Origin of the sequence: Psychroserpens luteolus, from assembly GCF_021032705.1 — a bacterium.
Lineage (GTDB): Bacteria > Bacteroidota > Bacteroidia > Flavobacteriales > Flavobacteriaceae > Psychroserpens > Psychroserpens luteolus.
This window is the reverse complement of the sequence record NZ_JAHVXI010000002.1, coordinates 585,112-597,747: the sequence shown is the minus strand read 5'-3', so window position 1 is coordinate 597,747 and position 12,636 is coordinate 585,112. Positions and strand designations below refer to the sequence as shown.

General features: G+C 33.8%; 11 protein-coding genes and 1 other RNA gene. 7 read left to right on the top strand and 5 right to left on the bottom strand.

The genetic code is table 11. The features are described from left to right. Nucleotides 1-7: 7 nt before the first annotated feature. Nucleotides 8-1,039 carry a glutaminyl-peptide cyclotransferase gene (locus KWG70_RS08390; RefSeq protein WP_230935554.1) on the bottom strand — a complete coding sequence of 344 codons (1,032 nt, stop codon included), beginning with the start codon at nt 1,037-1,039 and terminating at the stop codon, nt 8-10. An 88-nt stretch (nt 1,040-1,127) separates the two neighbouring features. On the opposite strand from KWG70_RS08390, the gene ffs reads away from it, so the two are divergent. The 4 genes from ffs to fsa all read left to right on the top strand — a co-directional run bounded on the left by ffs (nt 1,128) and on the right by fsa (nt 3,308). Then, nucleotides 1,128-1,226: signal recognition particle sRNA small type (ffs, locus tag KWG70_RS08385), an RNA gene on the top strand. A 60-nt stretch (nt 1,227-1,286) separates the two neighbouring features. After that, nucleotides 1,287-2,090 carry an SDR family oxidoreductase gene (locus KWG70_RS08380; RefSeq protein WP_230935553.1) on the top strand — a complete coding sequence of 268 codons (804 nt, stop codon included), beginning with the start codon at nt 1,287-1,289 and terminating at the stop codon, nt 2,088-2,090. Between the two features lie 42 nt (nt 2,091-2,132). Further along, nucleotides 2,133-2,552, top strand: coding sequence for a hypothetical protein (locus KWG70_RS08375; RefSeq protein WP_230935552.1), 420 nt, complete (start codon nt 2,133-2,135; stop codon nt 2,550-2,552). A gap of 102 nt (nt 2,553-2,654) precedes the next feature. Further along, nucleotides 2,655-3,308 carry a fructose-6-phosphate aldolase gene (fsa, locus tag KWG70_RS08370; RefSeq protein ID WP_230935551.1) on the top strand — a complete coding sequence of 218 codons (654 nt, stop codon included), beginning with the start codon at nt 2,655-2,657 and terminating at the stop codon, nt 3,306-3,308. A 59-nt stretch (nt 3,309-3,367) separates the two neighbouring features. Here fsa and KWG70_RS08365 read toward each other — a convergent pair whose 3' ends face one another. Beyond that, nucleotides 3,368-4,816: a TlpA family protein disulfide reductase gene (locus tag KWG70_RS08365; protein WP_230935550.1), complete on the bottom strand. Its 1,449-nt coding sequence runs from the start codon at nt 4,814-4,816 to the stop codon at nt 3,368-3,370. A 192-nt stretch (nt 4,817-5,008) separates the two neighbouring features. On the opposite strand from KWG70_RS08365, the gene KWG70_RS08360 reads away from it, so the two are divergent. Continuing rightward, on the top strand, nt 5,009-6,634 hold the full coding sequence (locus KWG70_RS08360) for an ABC-F family ATP-binding cassette domain-containing protein (protein WP_230935549.1): 1,626 nt from the start codon (nt 5,009-5,011) through the stop codon (nt 6,632-6,634). Nucleotides 6,635-6,650: 16 nt separating this feature from the next. Here KWG70_RS08360 and KWG70_RS08355 read toward each other — a convergent pair whose 3' ends face one another. Continuing rightward, entirely contained in the window at nt 6,651-6,887 is a 237-nt protein-coding gene (locus KWG70_RS08355) for a putative signal transducing protein (RefSeq protein WP_230935548.1), read from the bottom strand. A gap of 416 nt (nt 6,888-7,303) precedes the next feature. On the opposite strand from KWG70_RS08355, the gene katG reads away from it, so the two are divergent. Both katG and KWG70_RS08345 read left to right on the top strand, forming a co-directional pair. Further along, complete coding sequence (gene katG / locus KWG70_RS08350; protein ID WP_230935547.1) at nt 7,304-9,514, top strand: catalase/peroxidase HPI; 2,211 nt, start codon at nt 7,304-7,306, stop codon at nt 9,512-9,514. 73 nt (nt 9,515-9,587) lie between these two features. Then, complete coding sequence (locus KWG70_RS08345; protein WP_230935546.1) at nt 9,588-10,055, top strand: ankyrin repeat domain-containing protein; 468 nt, start codon at nt 9,588-9,590, stop codon at nt 10,053-10,055. Between the two features lie 67 nt (nt 10,056-10,122). Here KWG70_RS08345 and KWG70_RS08340 read toward each other — a convergent pair whose 3' ends face one another. Both KWG70_RS08340 and KWG70_RS08335 read right to left on the bottom strand, forming a co-directional pair. Further along, entirely contained in the window at nt 10,123-10,761 is a 639-nt protein-coding gene (locus KWG70_RS08340; RefSeq protein WP_230935545.1) for a peroxiredoxin, read from the bottom strand. Between the two features lie 106 nt (nt 10,762-10,867). Next, nucleotides 10,868-12,544, bottom strand: a complete 1,677-nt coding sequence (locus KWG70_RS08335) for a Na+/H+ antiporter NhaC family protein (RefSeq protein ID WP_230935544.1) — start codon at nt 12,542-12,544, stop codon at nt 10,868-10,870. Nucleotides 12,545-12,636 lie beyond the last annotated feature (92 nt).

The following is a 12,636-nucleotide window of genomic DNA, read 5'->3' as shown; positions in this document are numbered from 1 at the left end:
GTGAAGCCTACTTTTCAAAAACTTCTACTTCAAATAATTTGTCCCAGCGTTTTCCAGTAACAAATAAGGTTTTTGTTTGTGGATTGTATGCAATCCCGTTAAGTACATCTAAACCACTATGCTGCTTAACTAATTTTTTTAAAGGGGAAAAATCGATTACACCTTCAATCGCACCATTTTTCGGATTAATAATGGCCACACCATTTTTTTGGTAGCGATTGGCATATATTTTTCCGTTAACCCATTCTAATTCGTTAAGTTCAACAATTTTACCTTTATTGGTATATGCTTGGAGTTTTCCTTCCTCGACTAAGGTGTCGGGATTTAAAAACCAGATTTGCTCAGTACCATCAGTTTTATATATGTGCTTTCCATCATTACAAATCCCCCAACCTTCTTTGCTTTTTCCGTAGGTGAAACTACCCGTTTTTTCAAACGTATTAACATCATAAATAAAACCAATGCCTTCTTGCCAAGTTAATTGGTAAATAGTATTGTTGAAAATAGTAAGACCCTCACCAAAATATTGATCTGCTAAATCTATATTTTGCAAAACCTCACCAGTTTTATAGTCTACTTTTCTCAATTTTGATTCACCATACTGACCTGTGCTTTCGTAGAGTTCGCCATTGTGAAACTCCAGACCCTGAGTATAAGAAGTAATATCATGAGAGTAGGTGTTAATAATATTATAGCCATATACTTTTGGTGTTTGGTTATTTAAAATAGTGAGCTTGGTGCTAATATCTTCAGAAGCATCACCATATGTTACTGTAGCGGTAATGGTTTGAATACCTAGTCGCTCATCATCTAGTGTAAATGTTTCATCTACTGCTATCCCATTTAATGTGTAATTAACAGAAGAAATTTCAAGATCTTTAGGATTTTTAATCGATAATTTAACTGTCTCACCAAGTTTAGCTACATTTTTTTTTGCATCTGTAACAATAGATAAGCTCGTTTTCTGGGTACCTGAATTTCCACATGAGATTAATATCACACTTAAAACAGTGATTATGAAAGCTTTAATTGAGCGCATTTTTTATTTGATTTTGATGCAAGTTATTTAATAAAATTCAGTTTAAAAAATCATTGCATAAGTATTAAAAGATTGTATCTTTGCAGCCGGGCAAGTCCTACACAACCAGCTCCTGCTTAATCCTCCAGGTCGGGAACGAAGCAAAGGTATGCGGTCGTAGCGGTGTGATGTAGGTAGCTTGCCTTTTTTTGTACCCAATACTTTCCTATTTTATTGTACTTTTAAAGTCAAATTAGCCCATCATTTTATGTCTAAAGTTGTTTTAATTACAGGCGGATCTTCAGGAATTGGTAAATCCATAGGAGAATTTTTATCCCAAAAAGGATTTACAGTCTATGGCACAAGTCGGTCTCCCGAACGTTATCCAGATTCTAAAATCAAGTTAGTCGCTTTAGATGTTGCAAATACGAGTTCTATTGATGCCGCAATTAAAACCGTTATTGAAAGCTCTGGTAAAATAGATGTTGTAATCAATAATGCAGGTGCGGGTATTACAGGTCCAATTGAAGAAGTTCCTAACGATGAGATCAAACGTAATTTTGAAACTAATCTTTTCGGACCAATAAACGTTATCAAAGCTGTTTTGCCTCAAATGCGTAAACAAAATTATGGGCTTATTATAAACGTCACCTCTATTGCTGGGTATATGGGACTACCATATCGTGGTATTTATAGTGCAAGTAAAGGCGCTCTCGAATTAATTACTGAAGCCTTTAGAATGGAAATTAAAGCATTTAATATTAATATGACCAATGTTGCTCCTGGCGATTTTGCTACAAATATTGCAGCTGGTCGTTATCATGCTCCAGTTGTAGCTGGCTCTCCCTATGAAAAACAATATGGAGCAGTTTTAAAATCTATTGATGATCATGTTGATAGTGGAGATGATCCAATTATGGTGTCACATATGATCTACAAAATTATTAATACTCCAAACCCAAAAATTCATTATAAGGTTGGTGCCTTTATGCAAAAATTTTCAATTGTATTGAAACGAATTCTTCCTGATAAGATTTATGAAAAATTACTTATGAATCATTATAAATTATAGTCTATGGTATGTTTTTTGATATGAATTGAAAAACTCATCATCATGAAACGACTATTACCTTTACTATTAGTTTTAAGCTTATTTACACTATCCGCTTGCGAGGATTTCCTTGACTGCATTATTAATCGACGACCTGAGTTACCTAACAAATCTTTTGGTGTAGGAGAATTAGAGACTTACTATTATGAAGAATTCAAAGCCGAAATTAAAAATGAACCACGCGATGATGATTATGGCTATTTCTTTGAAATTGATGGTGAATTACCAGAAGGCTTAGAAATGTTTGTTAATTACAGAACGGTCTCAATAGAAGGATTGCCTACAAATCCTGGAACTTATAGGTTTACTGTACTTCTGTTTGTTGATCCACCTGTTAGTTATGATTACGAAACAGATCAATATGATGATCCTTTATGTTCTGAATCGACTTCGAAAGAGTATATGATAAGCATTAATCCTTAGATGGTGTATTGTTAATATCATTTGATAATATGTTCTCAGAAAGGTGTGATAAAATTGTAAATTCGTCCCGTAATTTTAATCACAACTATAACATAACTACACATGAAATTTTTTATTGATACAGCGAACTTAGATCAAATCAAAGAAGCGCAAGACCTTGGTATTTTGGATGGAGTAACTACCAATCCGTCATTAATGGCCAAAGAAGGCATCACAGGTCATGATAATATTATGAAGCATTACATTAATATTTGCAATATTGTAGATGGCGACGTTTCTGCTGAGGTGATTTCTACCGATTTTGAAGGCATGATTAGAGAAGGTGAAGCGCTAGCCGATCTTCACGACCAAATTGTAGTGAAATTACCAATGATTAAAGACGGTGTAAAAGCATGTAAATATTTTACAGATAAAGGTATTAAGACCAATGTAACGTTGGTGTTTTCTCCTGGTCAAGCCCTATTGGCAGCAAAAGCAGGTGCAACCTATGTGTCTCCTTTTATTGGTCGTTTGGATGATATTTCTACAGATGGCTTAAATCTTATAGCCGAAATTAGAATGATCTACGATAATTATGGTTTCGATACCGAAATATTAGCAGCCTCAGTTCGTCATACAATGCATGTAATCGATTGTGCTAAATTAGGAGCTGATGTTATGACTGGACCGTTAAGTTCAATAATGGGTTTATTAAAACATCCATTAACAGATATAGGCTTAGAGAAGTTTCTTGCAGATTATAAGAAAGGAAACTAAACAGATTTCAGAATAGAAAAAATACAAGAAACTCTTGATTTGAATTAATCAGGAGTTTTTTATTTCAAAGTGTATTTCTTTGCGGTTTTTTTATCAGATGCTAAAGCCTTTTCTATATGATAGGCTATTTTATCATTTAACAAGTCGGCATTTGATTTTACAATGGTACCGTCTTTACCAACAATGATTACTTTTTGAGAATACACAATAGCAAATGTCTTTTTGGCTTCATTTGGATTTTTAAACATATATTCATTTGCAGTAGGAAATTTTAAAAGTTCCAATGTTTTCTTCCAAGAAGCCGTATTCATATCATTGATGTTGATGGCAATAAAATTCATTTCTGGATAGTCCTTTTTGAGTTTTGTCATCATGTAATGATTATTTCTATAACTCCATTTAAAATTTGACGACCAGCAATAAATAACTGTAGGTCCATTGATTACCGAATGTAAATCCAATACATTGTTTTTAAAATCTACAATCTCTATGGTAGGAATTGTATTCCCAGGGAATAGATTTATAGTAGAAGCGACTAGACCACTTAAGTATTCATCATTTTTATTGTCTGTGCTTTTTTCGAGAAAAGCATCTAACATACTTTTAGATTTTTCTGCATTTGTACTGTTGAAAACAAACTCTCGAGTAGCGTACATGAGGAGATAGTTTTTGATGGTCTCATTGTGAACAACACTATCAATCATTGTAAGTTTATCGAGATTATAGTCTAAAGAATGTCTATTAAAAGCTAGATGTGAACCATCTTCATAGTATTTTTGAAGTCCTATATTTTGAAAATACCAAAGTAAAAAGCGATTGTAAGAGTACATTCCACTAAGGCTGGCATCATTAAAATTAACATCAGCGCGATAACTGTAAAAGCCTTCGGGTAAATCTTTAAAGTGTATGAGTTGATTATTACCAAAGTAACCAAACGGGTATAACTCTTTATAAGCATAATAATCATAATTGATACTCGCTCTTGCTATTTTAGCAAATAAAGATGAGGTTTGATGAGACGCTAGAAATTGCTCTAAATTTTCAATTTTTTGTTGCCTTTGCATTTTAATATGAACTTCAAATTCTTCAGGCTCTAAATGTTGAAGTTTTCTAAATTTCTTACTCTCATTTTCATCATGTAGAAATGCTTTGATAAAGTAATTGTTCTTTTTTGAACCTTCTCCAGTATATACAAGTGACTCATCAAAATCGTTAGTATTCAATCTAAATAGAATACTGTCATTAGGTTCAATAAGTAGTGATTGATACTCACCGCCATGAGTGAATGAATATATGCCAGTTTGTAGATTTTCTATTTTGTGAAGAAATCGATTGTTTCGATCCAAATAAATTGTATCACGCTCTTTTTCATTACAGTAAATCGTAATATAGTTGTTGTTTGGATTAATTATTTCACCGCCAAAATAGGCTGTATCTCCTTTTTCAGCATTAGAATTACAACCCAAAAAAAGAGAAGATATTAAGAATGTAACTAAATATAGTTTCATAAGTATTTAAAATCGTCGGCATTATCTATTTGCAACAAAAATAAACGTTGCAAATAGTAAGTCTTGTTAATACGTTGTTAAATGTTGATTTTACTGTAATTATGAAACGAATTAACTCGTAAAATTAAGGACTTTTAGTTTCTCTCAATGAACATAATTTTCTACTTTTGCAGCGAAATTAAAACACGCATTATGTTATCAGTATCAAACCTTTCGGTTCAATTTGGAAAAAGAGTTCTTTTTGATGAAGTTAATACGACGTTCAACAATGGGAATTGCTATGGGATTATAGGAGCCAATGGTGCCGGAAAATCTACATTTTTAAAGATTCTTGCTGGAAAGCAAGATCCTACTTCTGGTCATGTTCATTTAGAACCTGGTAAGCGTATGTCTGTATTGGAACAAAACCACAATCTATATGATGAACATACTGTTTTAGAAACAGTAATTATGGGGAATAAACCTTTGTTTAAGTTGAAATCTGAAATCGATGCGCTTTATGCGGACTATACAGATGAAAATGCTGAGAAAATAGGAGAACTACAAGTTACGTTTGAAGAAATGAATGGTTGGAACGCTGATAGTGATGCAGCAGCAATGTTATCAAATCTTGGTATTAAGGAAGATTATCACTACACTTTAATGAATGATCTAGATGGTAAGCAAAAAGTTCGTGTGCTATTGGCACAGGCTCTTTTTGGAAACCCTGATGTGCTTATTATGGATGAGCCTACCAATGATCTTGACTATGAAACAATTACATGGCTGGAAAACTTTTTGGCCAATTATGATAACTGTGTAATTGTTGTATCACACGATAGACACTTTTTAGATGCTGTGTGTACTCATATTTCTGATATTGATTTTGGAAAAATAAATCACTTCTCTGGTAACTATACATTTTGGTACGAGTCGTCTCAATTGGCAGCCAGACAACGTGCACAACAAAACAAAAAAGCGGAAGAAAAGAAAAAAGAATTAGAAGAATTTATTAGACGTTTCTCTGCTAATGTCGCAAAATCAAAGCAAGCTACAAGTAGGAAAAAAATGATCGATAAGCTTAATATATCAGATATTAAGCCATCTAGTAGACGTTATCCTGCCATTATTTTTGAGCGTGAAAGAGAAGCTGGAGATCAAATATTAAATATTGAAGGTTTAGCAGGATCTATTGATGGTGAAACCTTATTTCAAAATATAGATATCAATCTGACTAAAGGAGACAAGGTGGTTGTATATTCAAAAGACTCTAGAGCCACAACGGCTTTCTATCAGATTATAAATAATAAAGAAAAAGCTGATGCTGGTAAATATGCTTGGGGAGTGACAACATCTCAATCTTATCTTCCACTTGACAACAGTGAATATTTCAATAACAAATTAACGTTAGTCGATTGGTTAAGACAATGGGCAACAACTGAAGAGGAACGAGAAGAAGTATATATTAGAGGTTTCTTAGGAAAGATGATTTTTAGTGGAGAAGAAGCTTTAAAAACCGCAGATGTACTGTCTGGAGGAGAAAAAGTGCGTTGTATGCTTAGTCGTATGATGATGGTAAGAGCTAATGTACTTATGCTAGATGAACCAACTAACCACTTAGACTTAGAAAGTATTACGGCATTTAATAATTCTCTTAAGAACTTTAAAGGTACTGTAGTGTTTACAACGCATGATCATGAGTTTGCACAAACAGTAGCCAACAGGGTTATAGAGTTAACTCCGAGTGGTATTATTGATCGATATATGACTTTCGATGAGTACATGAGCGATAAAAAGATAAAAGAGCTACGAGAAAAAATGTACGCTGTAACAGCTTAATTAATATCGATCTATGTTAAGATTTTAGTTCTTCATTGACGCTATCAATGATGGCTTTTGCTTGTTCTAATTCTTCATCACTGACATAAAGTTCTTGGTAACCTTGTATTGAAGCACCAAACCCAGCTAATCTTCCAGATTCAGATTCGTCTTTAATAATGGCGTTAATACCTGCGCTTTTTAATCTGTCTAATGCTAATTGGACAATAATGAAATTTCCTGAAAATATTTTTGTATAGGTTGTATCAGACATAATTTTAAATGTTATGGTTTCTATATAAGTATTCTATTTAATCTATAAGTTACAAAAAATGTACCACTTGTTGAATGTTAGAATACATAATTAAAACGTTAAATTTTTTATAATACTTATAGTTTTGTTTAATTAATTCTTAAATTTGTTAAACAAATAAAGTAATTATCGCTAGATAATATTTTGATTGATTTAGTTAGGTTGTTAAAAAGCCACGTTCGGAATGAGTGTGGCTTTTTTCATGTTCTATATTTTAGTTTTATACAGTATAAATCATAGATTATATTAATGAAAAATGCATGCATAGATAAATTTTATCAATCATGATATAATTTTAAAAAATGTATAACTCCTTTAATTTGGGATGTAAATTTTCTAACTTTATAGAATCAAAGAATCATCTAAACAATATAATCATGAACAACAACGAAGATCATCATATGAATGGTGATGCAAGTCAATGCCCTTTTTTAAGTGGAACACAAAAGAAAACAGCAGGAAAAGGCACCCAAAACAGAGATTGGTGGCCTAACGAATTAAAGCTAAATATTTTACGTCAGCATGCATCTAAATCCAACCCATTGGGAGACGATTTTGATTACGCAAAGGCATTTAACAGTCTTGATTTCAAGGCTTTAAAACAAGATGTCATTGATTTGATGACAGATTCTCAAGATTGGTGGCCAGCAGATTATGGGCATTATGGTGGGTTTATGATTAGAATGGCTTGGCATAGTGCAGGTACATATCGAGTTGGTGATGGAAGAGGAGGAGCTGGTACAGGCACTCATCGTTTTGCACCATTAAATAGTTGGCCAGATAACGGTAACTTAGATAAAGCACGTTTGTTATTATGGCCAGTTAAAAAGAAATACGGAAATAAAATTTCATGGTCAGATTTAATGATTTTGGCAGGAAACTGTGCTTTAGAGTCTATGGGATTCCCAACATTTGGTTTTGCTGGAGGACGGGAAGATGTTTGGGAACCAGAACAAGATATATATTGGGGAAGTGAGACAGGTTGGTTAGATAATGATGAGCGTTATGATACAAGTGATGGTGATTTGGAAGGACATCTAGGTGCTGTCCATATGGGATTGATTTATGTAAATCCTGAAGGGCCAAACGGAAATCCAGACCCTTTAAAATCGGCTCATGATATCCGTATTACTTTTGGCCGTATGGCAATGAATGATGAAGAGACTGTTGCTTTGGTAGCGGGAGGACATACTTTTGGAAAAGCACACGGAGCTGCTAATCCAGACCAATATGTAGGAACAGAACCTCATGGTGCATCAATAGAAGAAATGAGTACTGGATGGAAGAATACTTTTGGAACTGGTGTTTTGGATGATACTATTACAAGTGGATTAGAAGGTGCTTGGACACCGCATCCAACACGATGGGATGATGAGTATTTTGATGTGTTATTAAATTATGATTGGGAATTAACAAAAAGCCCAGCTGGAGCACATCAATGGACACCAACAGCAAATTCTGGAGCACCTATGGCGCCTAAAGCGGGTGACCCAAATGGTAAACAAGATTTAATGATGTCTACAGCTGATATGGCCTTAAAAATGGATCCTGGATTTTTAGAAATATCTAAGCGTTTTCATAACGACCATAAAGCTTTTGAAGATGCATTTGCTAGAGCTTGGTATAAATTAACTCATAGAGATATGGGACCTATTTCACGTTATCTTGGTCCTGAGGTTCCTCAAGAAGAACTATTGTGGCAAGATCCTATTCCATCAGTAAATTATAATTTATCAGATTCAGATATATCATCATTAAAGAAAATGGTTTTGGCTTCTGGGCTTTCAGTATCACAATTAGTGACTACTGCTTGGGCTTCAGCTTCTACATTTAGAGGTTCTGATATGAGAGGAGGAGCTAATGGTGGTCGATTACGATTGGAACCACAACGCAGTTGGGAAGTAAATAACCCATCTGAATTAAATAAGGTTTTGAATGTACTTGAAGGTATACAAAATGAGTTTAGTGGTACTATTTCTATGGCAGATTTAATAGTCTTAGCTGGTAATGCAGGTGTCGAGGAAGCTGCGAGACTTGCAGGTCATGATATTTCAGTTGACTTTACTCAAGGAAGAGGTGATGCCTTACAAGAGCAAACAGATCTTGAATCATTTGGCTATTTAGAACCGTTAGCTGACGGCTTTAGAAATTATATCAAAGATGACCTTGAAATTGCTGCAGAAGACTTATTAGTTGACAGAGCAAATCTATTAACGCTTTCAATTCCTGAAATGACCGCTTTAGTTGGAGGGTTAAGAGTTTTAGGCGCAAATTATGATGGATCAAATTATGGTGTGTTTACTGATTCCGTAGGAAGTTTAACTAATGACTTTTTTGTCAATATTTTAGATTTCACCTATACATGGAGTGCCACTTCTGAGGACGATAGAATTTTTGAAGGAAAAAATCGTAGAACAGGGCAAGTTAAATTTAAAGGAACACGAGCAGACCTTATATTTGGTTCTAATACAGAATTAAGAGCTGTATGTGAAGTATATGGCGCAAATGATGGACAACAACGATTTGTAAATGATTTTGTTGCTGCTTGGGCTAAAGTGATGAATTTAGACCGTTTCGATTTAAAATAATTATAACACTAAAATAAAAATAGGGATGGGTTCTTATTAACTCATCCTTTTTTTTGAATTAAAATTAACGAAAATGAAAGATACAGATTTGTTTTTCGATACTATACGCGCTGGAGATCCAGATAGGCTTCAGGCCTTTTTAAATATCAATCCGCAGTTGGTCAATGCAAAAGACTCACGTGGCTTTACACCATTAATTTTTGCAACATATTTTGATAATGAAGAAGCCACTAAAGTTTTATTAGATAATAATGCAGAAATTGATGACCAAGATGCTACAGGTAATACAGCATTAATTGGTGTGTGTTTTAAAGGGAATGAAAAATTAGCAAAAACTCTAATTCAACATGGAGCTAATATTAATGCCGTTAATAATATGGGAACCACACCATTGATATTTGCGACAATGTATAATAAAGAAGGAATCATAAAATTGCTATTGGAGATAGGTGCTGATAAAAATATAGCAGACAATGAAGGGCGAACAGCTTATGATCATGCCGTTGAGAAAGGATTTAAAAATCTAATCAAGCTTTTATAATATGACCTCTTATAAATAAAAAAAGCCACTTAATTTAAGTGGCTTTTTTTATAAGTGAGAACACAATTTAGTTAACGTGCTTTTCTAAAAATTCTGCAACACCTTCATGAGTGGCTTGCATTCCAGTTTTTCCTTTATTCCAGTTTGCTGGACAAACTTCACCATTCTCTTCAACAAATTGTAAAGCATCTACCATGCGTAAAGCCTCATCAACATTTCTACCTAAAGGTAAGTCATTTACGATCTGGTGACGTACAATCCCTTCCTTATCAATTAAGAATAATCCACGATAAGCAATTAATTCGCCTTCAGCTTGAAGCATATCATCTTCATCATAGAAGTAATCTCCAGCTAAAACATCATAATTTTTAGAAATCGTTTTGTTCGTATCTGCGACTAGAGGATATGTGATACCTTTAATACCTCCGTTGTTTTTTTCCATCTGTAACCAACCATAGTGTGATTGTTCTGTATCTGTTGAAACAGCTATTACTTCAGTATTTCTAGATTTGAATTCTTCTAATTTTTCTTGGAATGCATGTAGTTCAGTTGGACAAACAAATGTGAAATCTTTTGGATAAAAGAATAATACAACGTGTTTTTTACCAATGAATTGATCTAAAGAAAAGTTAGTTACAAATTCGCGACCGTTTACAACCGCTTGTGCATTAAATTGAGGTGCTTTTTTTCCTACTAATACAGCCATTTTTTAATATGTTTTTTTGAGTTAAATTTTAAATTTGGCTGCAAATATAGTCAATCGAATCGTTCAAAAAAATGATGCATATCATTTAATTTTATCTCACTATAGTTTAGTTCAATTTACCCGAAATTTGTCTGATTTTTATTCGGAAAGCTGCAAATAATAATGTCGTGAACGGACTTAGCCAGTTGAAGATAGCATACATAAAATACTGACTCACATCTACACCTAAAACTCCAGATTGGTATGCACCACAGGTGTTCCATGGCACTAATACCGAAGTTACCGTTCCTGAATCTTCGAGAGTTCTACTTAAATTTTCAGGAGCTAAACCTCTGTCCTCATAGGCTTGCTTAAACATTTTTCCAGGTATAACAAGTGCAAGGTATTGGTCTGAAGCAATAACATTAAGCCCAAGGCAACTAATAACTGTGCTTGCAAATAATCCAAATACTGTTGTAGCAACCGATAATAAAGCTTTGGTAATTCTGGCTAAGGCTCCAATAGCATCCATAATACCTCCAAAGACCATAGCACAAACAATTAATAAAATGGTCCAAATCATACCATTCATTCCACCAGAACTAAAAAGTTTTTTAAGTCGCTTGATCGTTATTAACTTTTCTAAATTCTCAGCTTTGGTTTGAATAATAGAAGCATCTTGATAATTAGAAGAGAAAAATTCTTTTAAACTTTCAATGGTATAAAGACCTTTTAGGTCATCATCTGAAAAAAGATTAGCTAGTCGACCTTCATCATTATTGATTCTTTCTAAATCGGTTTCAGATAAGGCTGCTAAGTATTCTTTATCAGAAATTTCAATATTCGTATCTGTAAATACAGAATTCACGACAGTTTTGGTTGAAGAATCTGTTATGGTATCAATAAGTTTTGGTTGAAAAATAAAAGCAAAAATAATAGCTAAAACTACACCAGAAGCGAGCGCGACTAAGGGTTTTGTTTTGAGTAAAATTAACCCAACTACAGCAACGGGAACCAAGAATAACCAAGGCGTAATATTGAAATAGTTATCTATTGTACCTAATATAAATGTTGTGTCTGAACTTCCTGTAGATTCAATAGAAACGCTTATAATTCCAAAAACAATCAATGTCACAATAATTGTTGGAACCGTTGTAAAAGCCATGTATTTAATGTGTGTAAACAAATCTGTTCCAGCCATAGCAGGAGCGAGGTTTGTAGTATCACTCAAAGGGGACATTTTATCTCCAAAATAAGCACCTGAAATAACTGCACCAGCAATCATTCCTGGATTAATACCTAATGCTGTTCCAATACCAACAAGGGCAATACCAACGGTTGCTGAGGTTGTCCATGAGCTTCCAGTAGCAATCGAAATGACAGCGGCAATCACAACTGAAGCTGGCAAGAATATTTCTGGACTCAATACTTGAAGACCATAATAGACCATAGCAGGAATAACACCACTGATAAGCCAAGTACCTGCGAGTGCTCCAACTAAAAATAAGATCATGATAGGGACAAAAACACTTTTGAGGTTTTCCCAAATTTCTTTGATCATACCTCCCAAAGTCACTTTATTAAAAAAGCCTACTGTTGCAGCAACTAGTCCTCCAAGCAATAAAATAATTTGATTGGTGTAAGTGCCAAACCACTCTTGGCTCTCAACAAAAAAGATGTTGTAAGCAAGTAATGCCATTAGTATAACAACAGGAATCAGAGCTTCATAGAAATTAAGTTCCTTATTTTCAACGATGTTCTGATCTTTAGCTTTAAATTCTGAGATATTATTGTCTTCGCTCATTTGGTTTTAGTGACTATTTGTGCTTGTAATGTTACGATAATGTTGTCTATTCTGCAAATCATAATTGTTCCGTACTTTTACATTTCAATTCT